Below are 15,062 nucleotides of genomic sequence, written 5' to 3' on the forward strand. Positions count from 1 at the left end.
CGGAGACTCGACCCATGAATCAACCCTACCAACCTGGCAGCGCTACCGATCTTGCTGCGTCGCTGACCGACGAATACAACCAGGCCATGCGCACGGAAGTTGAGGACGCCGCTGGCACCTTGCAAAGCTTCATCGAGTCGGTGCCCGACAAGACTGAGTTCACCTCTTCGCCCAGCGTGAAATACGTCCTGCCCATTGCCGCGCTGGTGATGGCACTCCTGGCCTGGGTGGTGCTGCGTGACATGGGCGGGGAGCACCGTCCGGGTGACAAGGGAAGCGTGACTGGCTTGATTTTCTGCCTGGTCGGGGTTGCCGTACTGGTTGCTGCCAGCTGGGCCAACCGCCACTCAGGCAAGTTTGTGTTCATGACCCTTGATCACCGTCAGCTACGTGTGCACAACCTGAAGCGGCCGATCGATCTGCTGCAGGTGGGGCATGTGAGCTACAAAAACGGCGGCTGGGTGGAATCGTTGATGCTCGAACTCGGCCCTGACTCCGGCGAGAACGCGCACCAACGCAAGGTCAGCTTCCAGTTTTCCAAAGCCCTGTTGACGCGCACGGGTGGTACGCCCAAGGTACGTATCATGTCCGTGGGCTACCGGGTCAACGGAAAAACGCTGCGCGATGACCAACTCATGGGCGTGATAGAGAGTTACTTGAATGTGGCCCGCGCCGAGCAGGAGCTGGCGGTGCTGCGTCAGCGTCAGGCGGGTTTCGTCTGAAGCCCGCATGGATCGCCGCAGGGCTGGCGGCCGCAGCGGTGAGCGCTTCGCGATACGCCACTGAGCACTTGCCGTTGGATCGTTAGTTACCGCTGCGCAACCGCGATCAATGCGGTAGATGGAATGGGCAAGACAGGATTATCGCCAGCCATTTCCCTGACGTACGCAATTACTGTTGCCTTTTCCGTATTGGTCAGGCTCGTCCAGTCGGGTGACATTCCAAACAGCGTGTCAGGGTTATCGAGCGACTTCACATCCAGCTGATAGTCATGTGTCACGCGCTCGATGACAGGATCCCGAAACCCGGCGGCGATTAATTCGCGGGCGAAATCCAGTGTGTTGCCCAACGCTTTTACCGCCTCGGGCATCACCATGCCCTCGCGATCCGGGAAAAGCTTTCGCCTGACATTTCCTAATAAAAGAAACGTCGCCGCACCCATTTCTTGCCACGTTGCGACAATGCCATATCCCCCAATGGCGGTGACGCGGTGCATTTCGGCCAGGCCCTTGCGCCAGTCAGGAAACATGATCACACCGAAGATCGAGAACGTCGCGTCGAAGCTTGCATCTGGCAGACCGAGCGATTGGCCGTCCATGACCCGGACCTCGACATTGGGCAGTCCTGCGTTCTTCACACATGCCACCATGGCGGGGGAAAAGTCCGTTGCCAGTACCTGTGCGCCGGTTCGTGCGGCTGCCAATGCCAGGGCTCCGGTGCCAGTGGCAACATCCAACACTTTGCTTTCCGGAGTTAGCGAGATCCGTGCCAGTGCCGCTTCTGCGAACTGTGCAGTGAAGGGATGCGCCGTTTGCTGGTAGTGCTTTGCAGCGACGTCCCAATGATCGGGATTCTCAAATTCACGCATCGCGGGGTCCTCGAAGTTCATGTAACTTTATAAGTATCATGAGTCTAAGCTTTTTGCCAAGTTGGAAACACAGGAGCACACAATGCGCAACGACAGCCGTCTTTCGCGAATGCTACACATCCTGGTGCACATGGTGCGGCACGACGGGCCCGTCACGTCGGACCGGATTGCCGAGATGCTTGGAACGAACCCGGTGGTGGTTCGCAGAACGATGTCTGGTTTGCGGGACGCGGGTTACGTTCATTCGGAGAAAGGGCATGGTGGAGGCTGGGTGATCACCTGTGACCTTGAGCAAGTCACGCTACTGGACGTCTATAAAGCGGTGGGGCAACCTTCGCTGTTTGCCATCGGCAACGAGCGTTCCAACCCCGACTGCATGATCGAGCAGGTGGTCAATCTTGCGGTCGACGACGCATTACGGGAAGCGGAGTCGGTGCTGGTGGAGCGGTTTCGCGCCATCAGCCTGGGTGAACTTAATCGCTTGTTTGATGCACGTCGTGCTGCTGGCGATGACGAGTCCATTTCATAGGGAGGTAAGGCTGCCGGGTAGTCGCCACGCTGAATTGAGGGGGGGGGGGCAGTCGTTCCCCTCCTGCTGATATCGCGACGGCTTGTCTCAATCAGTATGTGCCAGGCAAGTCAGCCAATTGGGTCATTCATCTAAGTGGCCGGTCTCGACCCGAAGCGGTCGCCGAAGCTAACAGACGTTGACGCTGCATTTGTATACATACCAGCATACCGAGCAGCACTCTTTCGCTGATACGTCGGTGCACGGATGTGAGTCGGGACACTCATTGAGTCTGCCTTTCGCCGACCGTTGTCGGGAGGCAAATGCGAGGGTAGCCTCGTAGAATTTACCAGGATCTTTCATGCGTACCTTACGAATGCTCCCCCTTGTTTTTTGCATCGCTTTATCCGGATGCGCAGTTCCCTACCAGTCGCCTGAAGCAAAGCATCAGATCAGCCAGGAGCTAGGTGTCAACGCTGGCGATATCATCAACATCTCCGAAACCAACTTCTGTGCGCTTAGCTACGGCAGTGAAGCTGTGTGTCACGCAGAGGCAGGCCTAGGCGTGCTGACAAGTAAGGCACTTATCCTAACTGTGTACAGCTTTGGTCACTACCGACCCGCTCTCACACTGAAACCTGAGAATGTGCTTTGTGGTTCAACGGTCACGTCACGTGAAAAGGGTGAGCCAGTGAACATGTACACGACAGAGTATGCCGCTGTGCTGCTTCCACTCGATGGAAACGGACATTGGAATGGTCCAATGCACGCGCAGATAATCGACGTAATGCTTGGTGCCCGCAAACCCCTGTTGATTGGCGTTGCGGGTAAATCATCCAAGAAAAGCGACAAGTCCAAGCTCGTCGCGGGCATTATCCCCGGGACCACACTGCCGTACGCCGCCTCCATTGAGTCTCAAGAGCAGATAAATCCTTGCCCTGCGGCGATTGCTGAGAATACGTCTGGGACAACGGCACCATCGTTCTGAAGTCGCCTCGGTGTACATCGAATGGCGTTATTTGCGGTGGCCGTAACTGTGCCAGTCAGCAGAGCCTACATCTCCCAGACACCTCTCTTCGTTGAAGTAGTACTGGACCGGTGTGAGTCCGATCAGTCGTCTAGGTGAGAGCGTTCAACTGTCTGTCGCCGTCGATAATCGGGCGAGTGAACATGTAGGCGCGATGTGAAAACTAATGGGGCGAGGGTTAAGGGTAAAGTGAATTGATTGATGTATTAATCGCAACTTTTCTACGAGGCGACAAGTAAGGAGCGGCCAGTCGCTCACTGATCATTGAAGTCGGATATGACCCTGACTCTGGACGACCGACCGCGATTGATCATTTCGTGAGCGCTCACCGGGAACGGGGCGACCCTCGCTGGAAAGGCGGGGGAGGGCGATGGTCAAAGTCATCCGCGAAACGCAGAAACATTTCGCAACATTCATGCACCACTGAAGTCGTAGGGGTATCTCCCACTGATGACCTCTTATGAAAAAACCACCCCGGCCTTCCGCCCGCTTGAAACGTCTCAATGAGCTTCGAAACCTCAAAATGGCCAGATCGGCGCATGCTTACGTCAGAGGCAGCACAGTGCAGTTCTACGAATGGCTTCACAGCCAATCGGGGCGACGTTTGCCCAGTGGTCCGCCGGTTTGGATCTGCGGAGATTGTCATGCAGGGAATCTCGGCCCCACGGGTGATCTGAAGGGCGCCATCGATATCCACATCCGCGATCTGGATCAGACGGTTGTCGGCAATCCGGCTCATGATCTGGTGAGGCTGGGATTGTCATTGGCCACGGCTGCCAGGGGCTCGGATCTGCCCGGCGTGACCACAGCGCGAATGCTCGAAGAAATGATGCGGGGGTACGAGGTCGCCTTCGAGGAAAGCGTCGATGAGGAGCCACCACGGCCGGCGCAGGTCAAGGCTGGCATGCGCACTGCCGTGCGGCGTACCTGGAAACACCTGGCCCAGGAACGGATTGAAAACACCAAGCCGACCTTTCCGCTGGGCAAGCACTTCTGGCCACTGTCCCGAGACGAGCGCTCGGCACTTCGTGAGCTCTGCAAGGCCCAGGATATCCATGCGTTGGTGACGTCGCTCAAGGGGCGTTCTCACCACGATAAGATCGAGATGTTGGACTCCGCCTATTGGGTGAAAGGCTGCAGCTCGCTAGGGTTGCTGAGGTATGCGGTGCTGATGGGGATTGGCGAAGGGGACGATCTCGAATACTGCTTGTTGGACATCAAGCAGGCAGTTGCCGCCGCGGCGCCTCGTGCGCCACGCACCTCGATGCCGCGTGATAATGCCAAACGCGTGGTCGAAGGCGCTCGGCATCTGTCGCCAGGGCTGGGCAATCGCATGGTCGCTACCCGCTTGGGCGAGAACGGCTTTTTCGTGCGCGAATTGCTCCCCCAGGACATGAAGCTCGAGCTGGATCAGATCAGCGAGACAGAGGCGATCCAGGCCGCTGGGTACCTCTCCAGGGTTGTCGGTCACGCCCATGCAAGGCAGATGGATCTTGCGACTCGCGCGTCCTGGATGAGAGAGCTGCAATTGAATCGCTCACAGATCCTGGACGCGCCCTCTTGGCTATGGACCAACGTCGTTCAGCTGGTGGGGAGTCATGAACAAGGGTACCTGGAGCACTGTAGGCGTTATGCGCTTGGAGGGTAGTGGGATGTTCGTGAGTTCGATTCCGACGCTGGCGGTCGGATTGTTCTCGGCTCAGTGCGCAAAAGCCGGGGCGATGCCCGTAGCCACCCCTCGCAGATCGTTAAGGGCAGCGTGCTGGGGCGACTAGCCTCTTTGCATCATTCAGGAAACGTCCCGGCAGACGTCAATCAAACATCGACTACCGCCGGGCTGATCAGGGGGAAAGCGGTTTGAGACGTGCGGAGATAAGCACGCAGGCGCAGGCCAGCATCAGTAGGAGCGTGCTCGTGATCATCAAACCTGCGAGTCCCCCCACCGGGTAGACCCAGCCAGCCAACGCTGCGCCGGCGCCGATACCGCAGAATACGAACGCGGCTGTCAGGGCCAGCGCGACCCCGCGGTACTCGGCCAGGTGCTCAATGACTCTGCGCTGTTGTGAGGGCCAGACGACGTCTGTGGCGATGGCCCACATCACCAGCATGGCGAATAACCAGCCAAGCCGGTGAGGGCCTGCGCCGAGCAGCAGCATTAACAGCGCCAGTACGAGCATGCTGGTGATCAGCAGACGGTCGGCGGTGTAACGCAGCGAGAGGCGAGTGACGAGGAGATTGCCGATCACGCCAGCCACACCCAACACCAACAGCGCTACGGAAACGTCGTGCGCGCTGCCATTGTAGACATCGTGCACAACAGGGCCGATGAACGAATACGTGGTGTAGACCGCTGCAGTGACGAAAAACGCCACGCCGAAAACGCTCAACGAGTGACGCCGAGTCAACATGAGGATGAGTGTTCGAAAGGCAACCCGTTGACCCGGACTGCGATTCGGAACCTGCCAGGCCACCAACAGCGCGGTGATCAGTGCAGCTGCACTGATCGCGAGGAAGAGGCTGCGAACCCCCACCTGATAAGCCACCCAACTCGACAATGGGATGCCGACCAGCCCCGCCACACTCAACCCGAGCAGGACGATCGCGATGGCGCTGGCCTGCCGTTCGCTGGTCACCAGGCTCGAGCCTAGCGCCGCGAGCACCGGCCCGATGAAAGCAGCCCCTAAGCCCATGATCATTCGGGAGAGGATGAGGACCGTGTAATTGGGTGCTGCCGCGAACAACAAGGCGCCGAGGCCGAAGCCAAGGAGGCCGAGCAACACCTGACGTAGCCTGGGTATATGACCTGACAGCACTTGGAGCAGGGGGGCAGCCACCGCAAACGTGACGCCGAAAGCCGTCATCAGATAGGCCGTTTCAGCGTGGCCAAGATGCCATTCCTGCCCGATGGGTTCCAGGCTTCCGATGACAGAAAGCGCACCGGTTGCCTGGACAAAGTACGCAACACTTAGGATACGCAGCGCACCATTCGATTGCCGATCATGACTCATCGCGATTCCTGAGTGGGTTCATCTGGCCGATGCCGAGAAGTGAGGCAGCGGGCCAGTGTCATACGCATCGCTCGTTGAAAAAACCGCAGCCAATGCTCACCCGGTAATACCCCTGTGCGTGGACTGCACACTTCAGCGTTAAAGTGGAATGTGGTCGATACCGCTGCCCGGATCAACTCATACGGTGGGATAGGTGGTCGTCCGCTGGCCTGAAACAAACGCGTGCTGACCAGGCAAGTCGAGGCGACATACGCCGATTACCAACACCTCGCAACTATACCGCGGTATCAATTGCGCCCCGTTGCCGGGCGAATAGAATCCCGGTATCCCGCAGGTCCGGCTTCGGAAACCTGATGGGCATACCCAACCACGCACGTACCCATGAGAAAAACATCAGTGCGCTAGACGATAGGGGAAACCGTGATGCAGTCCTTGAATATCAATGGCCAGAGCCATCAACTGGATGTGCCGGACCAGATGCCCTTACTCTGGGTCTTGCGTGATGTCTTGGGTTTGACTGGAACCAAATATGGCTGTGGCATTGCGCAATGCGGTGCCTGCACCGTTCACATGGACGGAATGGCTGTTCGGTCATGCGTGCTGCCGGTGAGCGCAGCCGTAGGCCATGCGATCACTACGATCGAGGGCGTCGGTGAAACGCCCGTGGGCCGCTCAGTGCAGGCGGCATGGCTGGCCCATGAGGTGGTGCAGTGTGGCTACTGTCAGTCCGGCCAGATCATGGCGGCCAGTGCGTTGCTGCAACACACCCCCCGACCCGATGATCAGGCCATCGATTCCGCCATGTCGGGCAACCTCTGTCGTTGTGCGACCTACACGCGCATACGCGCCGCCATCAAAGCGGTGACCCTATGAGTCACTCTGACACTCCACTGCCAACGGCAGGTCTGTCCCGTCGGCAGCTATTGCAAGGCAGCGGTCTCGCGCTGGGTGGGCTGGTGTTGGCCACCTGGCTACCGTCAATGCAGGCCCAGGGCGCAGCGAAAGCCATCACCGCACCGCGATTGGGTGACATCAACCAAGGGTTTGGCGCGTTCGTGCGCGTCGGGGCCGACGGCCGCGTGACGGTCATCTCACCGAAGATCGAGATGGGGCAGGGCATCCACACCGGCATTGCGATGATGGTCGCCGAGGAACTGGAAGTGGGCCTGGACGTGGTTGATCTGGAGGAGGCCCCGCCAGACGCCAAGCTTTACACCGACCCGCTGCTTACCTTCCAGGCCACAGGCGGCTCGACATCGACGCGCTATACCTGGGAACCCTTGCGCCGCGCGGGTGCGATGGCGCGCGTGCTTCTGATTCAAGCAGCGGCGCAACGGTGGGGCGTTGCGCCCTCCCAATGCCACGCGGAACAGGGCCGGATCATCGGTCCGGACGGGCGCTCGGCCGGTTATGGGGAGCTTGTCGAGGAAGCGGCCAAGCTGCCGGTGCCCACTGACGTTGCCCTCAAGCCCGTCGAGGCCTTCAAGCTGCTGGGTAAGCCTACGCCTCGGATCGACACGCCGGACAAAGTCAACGGTAAAACCCGCTTCACGATTGATCTGCAAATTCCTGGTGCACTGATTGCCTCGACCTTAACGTGCCCGGTGCTCGGCGGCACACTGCGGTCCTTGGACGACAGCGCAGCACGCAAGGTCTGGGGTGTACGCGACATCGTGCGCCTGGATGACGCGGTGGCCGTGACCGCCGAGAACTTCTGGGCCTGCCAGCAGGCACTGAACGCATTGAAAGTCGAATGGGATTATGGCGAGAACGTGGGTGTCACTTCAGACCAACTGGATGCCGCTCTGCAAGCCGCCAGCAGTGCGCAGGGGGTCATCGCCAAGAAAGAGGGCGACGTCGGCACTGCACTGGGTCATGCGGTCAGCCGGTTCGAGGCGGTTTACGAACAACCCTTTCTTTCTCACTCTCCTCTGGAGCCGATGAGCTGTGCCGCTCACGTCACGGCTGACCACTGCGACCTCTGGGTCGGCACACAAGTCCCGGGGCTGGCCCAGATGACGGCAGCGGCTGTAACGGGCCTGAAACCCGAGCAGATCCAGATACATAATCAGCTGATAGGGGGTGCGTTCGGCCGCAGGCTGGATTTTGATTTCATCACACAAGCCGTGAAGATCGCCAAACAGGTGCCTTATCCGATCAAGATGATCTGGAGTCGCGAACAGGACATGACGCATGACATGTACCGGCCGCATTACGTGGACCGGATCGAAGCGGCGCTGGATGCGAATAAATCCCCCGTGGCCTGGCAACACCGGATCGCAGGGGCGTCGGTTGTGGCCCGCTACATGGGAGGATTGCCGCCTGACGGCATCGACTTCGATGCGGTCGACGTCTCGGTCGAGCCCCTCTACGACCTTTCCGGCCTGCAAGTGCATTACGTGCGTGAGGAGCCCAAGGCGATCCCGGTGTCTTGGTGGCGCGGCGTCGGTCAACTGCGGGGAACCTACGTCCACGAATGCTTTATCGATGAACTGGCACGCAACGCCAAGGCTGATCCGCTGCAGTACCGGCACGCATTAATGAGCAAACACCCCAGGGCGCAGAATGTGCTTCGGGTGCTGGCTGAACAATCGGACTGGAGCACGCCGCTGCCTGCCGGCACAGGCCGAGGAGTCGCCGTCAGCCATGTCTTCGGTGGCTACGTGGGGACCTTGGTGGAACTGCACCTGCAGGGTGAAAAGGGTATTCGCATCAAGCGTCTCGTGAGCGTGGTGGACTGCGGGTTCGTCCACAACCCGACCTCGGTGATCGCTCAGATTGAAGGCGGAACATTGTTTGGTTTGTCGGCGGCCCTGTTCAACGAAATTCTCATCGACAAAGGCCAGGTCCAGCAGACCAACTTCCACCAGTACCGGGTGCTGCGCATGAGCGACGCGCCACCGGTTGAAGTCCACCTCATTCCCAGCGTAGAGGCGCCCGGGGGTGTGGGAGAGGCAGGGACAGCATTGATTGCGCCCGCCCTCGTCAACGCCCTCCACGATGCCAGCGGAATCCGGATCCGTCGGCTGCCGCTGGCACGCTTCGGTTACTACACGGTTTGAGGAGAGGCTGATGATCACGGTAAGCAGACAGCTGGGACTGGCACTGCTGGTAGGCGCGAGCCTTCCTGCTCTCGCTGACGACGCTCAACTACAGCGCGGGGAATACCTCGCGCGTGCGGCCGATTGCGTCGCCTGCCACACGGTCCAAGGCGGAAAGCCTTTCGCCGGTGGCCTGGAATTCAAGCTTCCCTTCGGCTCGTTGTATGCCCCCAACATTACCCCTGATACGCAAACGGGAATCGGCACCTGGACCGACGACGACTTCGTAGGCGCGTTGCAGAAGGGGGTGGGTAAAGACGGCAAGCACTACTACCCGGCGTTTCCGTATACGGCCTACACGAAAATGTCCCGCGACGAGATACTCGCCATCAAGGCCTATCTCTTCAGTCAGCCTGCGGTGAAGCAACCCAACAAGCCGGACACGCTGACATTCCCCTTCAACCAGCGATGGGGCATGGCGATCTGGAACGTGCTCTTTCATGACGACGAGCGCTTTACTGCGGACCCGAAACGGTCTCCTGAATGGAACCGAGGTGCCTTTCTGGTGGAAGGCCCGGGTCACTGCGGCGAATGCCATACACCGCGCAACCTGATGCAAGCACTCGACAGCGGTCACAGCTTGGCGGGTAACGTCATCGAAGGCTGGAACGCTTACAACATCAGCTCCGACGTCAAGCACGGCATCGGCGCCTGGGACGAACAGGCCTTGGTGAACTTCATGCGCACAGGCTCGGCCCCAGGTTTCGGGGTCGCGAGCGGGCCGATGGCAGAAGTGGTTGAAAACAGCCTGCAATACCTGAGCACAGAGGACCTCAAGGCCATCGCCGTCTATTTGAAATCGTCACCCGCCCGCGATGAGGGTGTGACCAGGCCTGACCCCGCAGTGCGGGTTGAGCCCAGCGTCCAACCCTCCCTGGGCCAGAAAGTGTTCGCCGATGCCTGCGCGGCCTGTCATCGGCCGGACGGGCACGGTAATCAGACGCCTGTGGCCACGCTCTTGGGGCTGAAAACGGTGAACGACCCTGGGGCTCACAACCTCATAGGCGTGATCCTGCAGGGGCATCCTGCGACCCGGGTCGAGCAACGAATGCCCGCGTTCGCCAAGGCCTACAACGACGAGGAACTGGCTGCGGTGAGCACCTATATCCTCCAACGTTTCGGCACCACAAACAGCACCGTCGCTGCTGATGCGATCACCAAGCGGCGCGAGTGAAGCCACTCAAAGATAGGGAGCGCGTCGCATCGCAGGCGTCCTGACCCGAGTGGGCACTTCGCCGGCAAGGTTAGAGCAATGCAGCGACTCATCATTATCGGTTGAGCCGCAGGATCGAAAAATTCAGTGCCGCGGCGACTGAAAGCCAGCCCAGATAAGGGAACAAGATCAGGCCGGTGATGACGTCCAGCTGCAACGCGAGCAGCGTCATGGCCGCGACCACCAGCCAAAGGGCCGTAAGGATGACCATGCCTGCGACGATACGGTTCGCCCCAAAGAAGACCGGCGTCCACAAGGTGTTCAACGCGATCTGGGCGGCCCACAGCGCCAGCGCCACCTCGCTGCCTGGCAGCAGGGTGAGCCGATACCCCGCCCAAGCGATGAGGAGGTAAATCGTTGTCCACGCGATGGGAAAAACCCAATTCGGTGGGGTGAAGCCTGGTTTTTGAAGGGCTGCATACCAGCTTCCCGGTTTGAAGAGGATGCCGGTGCTGGCCGCAGCGCAGCACGCGATGAGAAAGATATAGAACGTCATTTACTGTCCTCTGCGGGCGTGGGTAGGGTAGGGCCGTCAGGCCTTCTGAGCGTTGGATGCCCGCGCGACAGAAAAGTCCGTTCTGACTACTCCGAGCGTTCGACAGTCAACGATTGATACCAATCGGCGTAGTGCGTGTTTTTAGCCATACGCCGATTCAGGTCTGGCGCTCCGTCATCCCACCAGACAGGGCCGCGTTCCCCGAGTTTCACTTTGGCAGCCTGAACGCGGTTACGCGCAGCGCGCATCTCGCTCGGATCACCCGACGCCTTCGCGGCTTTCACTGCCCGTCTGGCGTTCATCAGCTCATCCACCAGAAGCTGTCGCTCACGCTCGTCGAGCGCAGGATTCGAGCAACGCCACAGCCGTCCTTTGACGACCACATACCGGCCATCAGGGGTGGTAGGGTTCATGATTGCTTTCCGCTGGTTTTGCGCACACTGCCACGCTCAGCTCTCTCGACAATTGTCTTCACGCCTCTCCACCAGTTGAAACAAGGGGCCATTCTGCAATGAGCCGGTATTCCCCTTTGCTGGATTGATACAGCCCGAAGCGGTCGGCGCGAAGCATGAATGCCGGCTCATCGGGTGCCTCGGGAACGGGGAGGCGATAGTCCCTCGCCAGGGTCAGGTGAGGTCGGAATTCTTTCTGCTCTTGGTCGTTGCCGAATGGCAGCATGGATTGTTCCAACGCATACGCCAGCCGCATGACCTCTTGCGGAGGGTTTTCGGGCGTCAGCACCAAAGCGCCCGATTTGCGCCAAACCTCAAGGCGATTCAGAAGTACAGTGAGCTTTCTTTCCGGCACCTTGACGTTGGACGCCGCTGTACAGAGGTCCGCGATCTTGGCCTTATCGACACTCCCCAAAAATAGCAGCGTCAGGTGAAAGTTGGCCGTGGGCACTGGTCGGCCAACGCGCAATGAAAGCGAGGTGCGCCACCTCGAAATCTCCTTTTTCAACGGCGTGGAGCAACCGATAGCGAAAAAGAGCCGCGATTGGGGTTCGGTACTCAACGCATCACCTCTTTATTCCTGGATCTGTTGGCCTGTGTGTTCAGGCTCTGTTTCGATGGGCCGAAAACGACCTCTCGTGCGAGACGTCCTCGCCAGCAGCGGCTCGCTTCACATTCCATCGCCTGCCATTGCCTTGGCCTGGCCTATCAGTCTGCTCGCATCCTTGGAGGGAGGAAGGCCAAAGGCTTTCGCATAGTCCCGGCTGAACTGAGTTGCGCTTTCGTAGCCGACCTCGAACGCCGCCGCCATGACGCTCTTTGCATTTGCCGTCATCAGCGTTCTGGCCTGAAGCAGACGCACCCGCTTCTGGTACTGCAACGGGCTGAGGTTGGTGACGGCCTTGAAGTGGCGATGGAACGCCGAGACGCTCATCGACGCCCGCTCGGCCAGGCGTTCGACGCCGATGGGTTGGGCGAAGTCGCGGCGGATCCACTGCACTGCCAGGCTGACCCGGGCCATCGCGCTGTCAGGTGCTGCGATCTCGCGCAGCATCCAGCCAAGTGGCCCCTGAAGGACACGGAAAATGATCTCTCGCTCGTAGACCGGTGCCAGCGCCGCGATGCCAGCCGGGTCTCCCATGAGCCTGAGCATTCGGACCCAGGCGTCCATCAAATCGTCGGTCATCGAGGCAACGGAAAACCCGGGTGGGGTTTCGTCTCGGCGCGCAGGTTTGGGCAGGTCGGCGAACAGCGTCGATAGCACGATTGGATCGAGCGTCAAGCTGACGGCAAGGTAAGGCTCTCCGGATTCGGCAGGGTGCACCGAGCCTAGGGCGGGCAAGTCGATGGACATCACGAAGTAGGTCGCGGGGTCGTACCGTAACGTGCGATCGCCCACCGTCATGCTTTTGCTGCCTTGCAGGATCACATTGATCATCGGGTCGTAGACCGCCGAGAGCAGGTGCTCAGGGATGCTGCCCTTGACCATGGCTACGCGAGGAATGCCGGTTTCGGTCCGCCGATTTTCAGCCTTGGCGGCGAGCAATCTGAGTTCGTTCAGTTGAGCGTTCATGTCGAGCATGCTGACGCCAGAGGATCCGCTCGGCAAGCAAAAAGCAGAAACGGGCAGCTTTCGAGCAGAAACGGATGCGCTTTTGCCAACGTCCTGGACCCGGATGGTTACCGTCCAAGTTTGGCTCAGGCTGACACCACCAGGGCCTGGCGCTTCTTCAGGTAGGATTGGAAGCGTTGCGCATAATCGTTGCCCACGGCCGCGCGCCGTTCGCCGGGCGTTGGATCGACAAGATCAGCTCCATAAGGGCCCTGGTGCTCGCCTTGGCCACGCGCGCAGCCGGATTGCGGCTGACGATCACGTCCTATCTGGTTCTGACGTTCATCCGACTGGCGTTCATTATCCATGGGTGTGTCGAAAAATCATCGGCGCGCTCATTGATAGGGAGTGCCATCCTTGTGCACGAACAGCCAGTTGCCCTCCGGCCCGGTCCCTGCTTTCAGGTCATCATGAGGGTACTCGACGCTGTCGCCCGCGCTGCGATCACCCACTTCAAGGACCACGCAGTCGGTGTTCGAGCGGTTTTCCAGGTGATGAGCCAAGCCTGCGCTGGGAAACCCGACTATCATTCCGGGCCCAAGCGCGTGCGTCTTATCGCCTCGGTGCAGCGTGGGAGTGCCTTCGAGAACATAGGTGAACTCATCCTGTCGAGTGTGACGGTGGTGCAGGGCGGATATCCCGCCGGGTGCGAGGCGAATAAGGTTGACGCCGAAATTCCTCAGCCCGAAGACATCGCCCAGCGGCTGCTTCGATCGGCTCTTCATCATAGAAGCGAAGGGTTCAGGGTAATTGCTCGGCCTGTTCCTGAAAGGCGCGTCTGACGCCAGGATCGGCAACGGCTCATCTTGTGCTGACATCCTGCTTCCCCTATCGAGTGAGTTGTTTCATCGGCCGTGCGAAAAAACCATTGTGCGCCCTGCCGAGGGTAATGGTCGTACAGCGAGATACCAGTCTTTCGACATGACCGAGGATTTTGCAATGAGAGATCAACATGTAGCACTAGTCGTGGGCTCCAGCGGGATCATCGGCAGCGCGCTGGTCGAAACGCTCGCCGGTGCGCCTGAATGGCATGTACGGGCCCTGCGCAAGACGAGCGTGCCGGATGTGCAGGCCATCGATTGCGACCTGACCGATGCTGCAGCGACCCGCAAGGCGCTGGAGGCCGCATCGGACACCACACACCTGTTCTACGCGGCGCTTCGAGCCGACGCTGATCTGGCGCGCGAATCCGAAATCAACGCCGTGATGCTTGAAAACGTGCTTGACGGTCTGAAGGCCAACGGGGCTGCGCTGCAGCGGGTTGTGCATTATCAGGGGGCCAAGGTCTACGGCGTTCACTTGGGAGCCAGCGTTGCACCGTTCTACGAAGATGACCCACGTCATCTGGCTGCCAACTTCTATTACGCCCAAGAGGATCTTCTCAAAGAGAGGCAGGTGAGCGACGGCCTGGACTGGACCATTCTCAGGCCTGATGTGGTGGTAGGGGATATCGCTGGCAACCCGATGAACATCGCGATGGTGATAGGCGTGTTTGCAGCGCTGAGCAAGCAGGCGGGTTTGCCCCTGCGGTTCCCCGGCTCCATGCGCACGTATCGGGAGGTCGTCGCCCAAGTGACCGACGCCCATTGGCTGGCCCGTGCGAGCATGTGGGCAGCTTTGGCCCCCAGTGCGCGCAATGAGGCCTTCAACCTGGTCGGCGAGCCGTTTCGCTGGGAGCGTCTCTGGGCCAAGGTCGCCGAAGCGCTCGACATGCAAGTCGCTGGGCCCCAGCCGTTTTCCCTCGCCAGGCACATGCCCGGCAAAGCGAAGGACTGGGAGCGACTGGCATCCGAGCATGAGCTGAGCACGCTGCCCTATGAAAACCTGGTGGGGTGGCCGTTCGGAGATTTCGTCTTCAACACTGAATTCGACATGATCTCGGACATGAACAAAATCCGCCGCGCTGGTTTCACGGAGGTCGTGAATAACGAAGAAATCATGGTGAATGCGCTGAAGCGTCTTGCAGAGAAAGGCGTCCTGCCAAAGCCTTAGTCGATGGCGATAGGCCCAAGACCTTCAGTGGTGGCCGCTGCTTCGACGGCAGTGGCCCGTGCTGG

Annotated in this window: 16 protein-coding genes; 8 read left to right on the forward strand and 8 right to left on the reverse strand. The window is 59.7% G+C overall.

What is annotated here, in order from left to right; all coding sequences use genetic code 11:
• Positions 1-14: 14 nt before the first annotated feature.
• Positions 15-722: a hypothetical protein gene (locus tag N5D61_RS20920; RefSeq protein ID WP_279894073.1), complete on the forward strand. Its 708-nt coding sequence runs from the start codon at positions 15-17 to the stop codon at positions 720-722.
• An 86-nt stretch (positions 723-808) separates the two neighbouring features.
• Here N5D61_RS20920 and N5D61_RS20925 read toward each other — a convergent pair whose 3' ends face one another.
• Entirely contained in the window at positions 809-1,588 is a 780-nt protein-coding gene (locus N5D61_RS20925) for a class I SAM-dependent methyltransferase (RefSeq protein WP_279894075.1), read from the reverse strand.
• Between the two features lie 82 nt (positions 1,589-1,670).
• Here N5D61_RS20925 and N5D61_RS20930 point away from each other — a divergent pair, with 82 nt between their 5' ends.
• The 3 genes from N5D61_RS20930 (at position 1,671) to N5D61_RS20940 (ending at position 4,771) form a co-directional block, all read left to right on the forward strand.
• Complete coding sequence (locus N5D61_RS20930) at positions 1,671-2,117, forward strand: Rrf2 family transcriptional regulator (RefSeq protein WP_279894076.1); 447 nt, start codon at positions 1,671-1,673, stop codon at positions 2,115-2,117.
• Positions 2,118-2,457: 340 nt separating this feature from the next.
• Complete coding sequence (locus N5D61_RS20935; protein WP_279894077.1) at positions 2,458-3,084, forward strand: hypothetical protein; 627 nt, start codon at positions 2,458-2,460, stop codon at positions 3,082-3,084.
• 499 nt (positions 3,085-3,583) lie between these two features.
• The gene (locus tag N5D61_RS20940) at positions 3,584-4,771 is read left to right on the forward strand and encodes a DUF2252 family protein (protein WP_279894078.1); all 1,188 of its coding nucleotides are present in this window, start codon (positions 3,584-3,586) and stop codon (positions 4,769-4,771) included.
• Between the two features lie 193 nt (positions 4,772-4,964).
• Here the strand turns inward: N5D61_RS20940 and N5D61_RS20945 are convergent, their stop codons facing one another.
• Positions 4,965-6,131: an MFS transporter gene (locus N5D61_RS20945; RefSeq protein WP_279894079.1), complete on the reverse strand. Its 1,167-nt coding sequence runs from the start codon at positions 6,129-6,131 to the stop codon at positions 4,965-4,967.
• Between the two features lie 423 nt (positions 6,132-6,554).
• Between N5D61_RS20945 and N5D61_RS20950 the strand changes: the two genes are divergently transcribed.
• Genes N5D61_RS20950 through N5D61_RS20960 form a run of 3 tightly spaced genes read left to right on the forward strand, consistent with a single transcriptional unit; the run spans position 6,555 to position 10,406 of the window.
• On the forward strand, positions 6,555-7,004 hold the full coding sequence (locus N5D61_RS20950) for a 2Fe-2S iron-sulfur cluster-binding protein (protein WP_279894080.1): 450 nt from the start codon (positions 6,555-6,557) through the stop codon (positions 7,002-7,004).
• Complete coding sequence (locus N5D61_RS20955; protein WP_279894081.1) at positions 7,001-9,193, forward strand: molybdopterin cofactor-binding domain-containing protein; 2,193 nt, start codon at positions 7,001-7,003, stop codon at positions 9,191-9,193. Before N5D61_RS20950 ends, N5D61_RS20955 begins: the two co-directional genes overlap by 4 nt.
• Before the next feature lie 10 nt (positions 9,194-9,203).
• Entirely contained in the window at positions 9,204-10,406 is a 1,203-nt protein-coding gene (locus N5D61_RS20960) for a cytochrome c (RefSeq protein ID WP_279894082.1), read from the forward strand.
• A gap of 94 nt (positions 10,407-10,500) precedes the next feature.
• Here the strand turns inward: N5D61_RS20960 and N5D61_RS20965 are convergent, their stop codons facing one another.
• The 6 genes from N5D61_RS20965 to N5D61_RS20990 all read right to left on the reverse strand — a co-directional run bounded on the left by N5D61_RS20965 (position 10,501) and on the right by N5D61_RS20990 (position 13,823).
• The gene (locus tag N5D61_RS20965; protein WP_108238873.1) at positions 10,501-10,941 is read right to left on the reverse strand and encodes a TspO/MBR family protein; all 441 of its coding nucleotides are present in this window, start codon (positions 10,939-10,941) and stop codon (positions 10,501-10,503) included.
• An 86-nt stretch (positions 10,942-11,027) separates the two neighbouring features.
• Positions 11,028-11,354: a hypothetical protein gene (locus N5D61_RS20970; RefSeq protein ID WP_279894083.1), complete on the reverse strand. Its 327-nt coding sequence runs from the start codon at positions 11,352-11,354 to the stop codon at positions 11,028-11,030.
• A 58-nt stretch (positions 11,355-11,412) separates the two neighbouring features.
• Positions 11,413-11,955 (reverse strand): RNA 2',3'-cyclic phosphodiesterase, encoded by a 543-nt coding sequence (thpR, locus tag N5D61_RS20975; RefSeq protein ID WP_279894084.1) that lies wholly within the window; start codon positions 11,953-11,955, stop codon positions 11,413-11,415.
• Positions 11,956-12,063: 108 nt separating this feature from the next.
• Entirely contained in the window at positions 12,064-12,966 is a 903-nt protein-coding gene (locus N5D61_RS20980; protein WP_108238905.1) for an AraC family transcriptional regulator, read from the reverse strand.
• Positions 12,967-13,091: 125 nt separating this feature from the next.
• Entirely contained in the window at positions 13,092-13,313 is a 222-nt protein-coding gene (locus N5D61_RS20985) for a hypothetical protein (protein WP_108238870.1), read from the reverse strand.
• A 27-nt stretch (positions 13,314-13,340) separates the two neighbouring features.
• Positions 13,341-13,823: a cupin domain-containing protein gene (locus N5D61_RS20990; RefSeq protein WP_279894085.1), complete on the reverse strand. Its 483-nt coding sequence runs from the start codon at positions 13,821-13,823 to the stop codon at positions 13,341-13,343.
• A 121-nt stretch (positions 13,824-13,944) separates the two neighbouring features.
• Here N5D61_RS20990 and N5D61_RS20995 point away from each other — a divergent pair, with 121 nt between their 5' ends.
• Positions 13,945-14,997 (forward strand): SDR family oxidoreductase, encoded by a 1,053-nt coding sequence (locus N5D61_RS20995; protein WP_279894086.1) that lies wholly within the window; start codon positions 13,945-13,947, stop codon positions 14,995-14,997.
• Positions 14,998-15,062 lie beyond the last annotated feature (65 nt).

The organism is Pseudomonas sp. GD03842, from assembly GCF_029841165.1.
Classification (GTDB): Bacteria; Pseudomonadota; Gammaproteobacteria; order Pseudomonadales; family Pseudomonadaceae; genus Aquipseudomonas.

Excerpts from the sequence above, each read along its gene's own strand:
- N5D61_RS20995 (WP_279894086.1), top strand. The coding sequence starts at position 13,945 with ATGAGAGATCAACATGTAGCACTAGTCGTGGGCTCCAGCGGGATCATC.
- N5D61_RS20925 (WP_279894075.1), bottom strand. The coding sequence starts at position 1,588 with ATGCGTGAATTTGAGAATCCCGATCATTGGGACGTCGCTGCAAAGCAC.
- N5D61_RS20920 (WP_279894073.1), top strand. The coding sequence starts at position 15 with ATGAATCAACCCTACCAACCTGGCAGCGCTACCGATCTTGCTGCGTCG.
- N5D61_RS20950 (WP_279894080.1), top strand. The coding sequence starts at position 6,555 with ATGCAGTCCTTGAATATCAATGGCCAGAGCCATCAACTGGATGTGCCG.
- N5D61_RS20965 (WP_108238873.1), bottom strand. The coding sequence starts at position 10,941 with ATGACGTTCTATATCTTTCTCATCGCGTGCTGCGCTGCGGCCAGCACC.
- N5D61_RS20970 (WP_279894083.1), bottom strand. The coding sequence starts at position 11,354 with ATGAACCCTACCACCCCTGATGGCCGGTATGTGGTCGTCAAAGGACGG.
- N5D61_RS20960 (WP_279894082.1), top strand. The coding sequence starts at position 9,204 with ATGATCACGGTAAGCAGACAGCTGGGACTGGCACTGCTGGTAGGCGCG.
- N5D61_RS20985 (WP_108238870.1), bottom strand. The coding sequence starts at position 13,313 with ATGGATAATGAACGCCAGTCGGATGAACGTCAGAACCAGATAGGACGT.
- N5D61_RS20980 (WP_108238905.1), bottom strand. The coding sequence starts at position 12,966 with ATGAACGCTCAACTGAACGAACTCAGATTGCTCGCCGCCAAGGCTGAA.
- N5D61_RS20935 (WP_279894077.1), top strand. The coding sequence starts at position 2,458 with ATGCGTACCTTACGAATGCTCCCCCTTGTTTTTTGCATCGCTTTATCC.
- N5D61_RS20955 (WP_279894081.1), top strand. The coding sequence starts at position 7,001 with ATGAGTCACTCTGACACTCCACTGCCAACGGCAGGTCTGTCCCGTCGG.
- N5D61_RS20990 (WP_279894085.1), bottom strand. The coding sequence starts at position 13,823 with ATGTCAGCACAAGATGAGCCGTTGCCGATCCTGGCGTCAGACGCGCCT.
- N5D61_RS20930 (WP_279894076.1), top strand. The coding sequence starts at position 1,671 with ATGCGCAACGACAGCCGTCTTTCGCGAATGCTACACATCCTGGTGCAC.
- N5D61_RS20940 (WP_279894078.1), top strand. The coding sequence starts at position 3,584 with ATGAAAAAACCACCCCGGCCTTCCGCCCGCTTGAAACGTCTCAATGAG.
- N5D61_RS20945 (WP_279894079.1), bottom strand. The coding sequence starts at position 6,131 with ATGAGTCATGATCGGCAATCGAATGGTGCGCTGCGTATCCTAAGTGTT.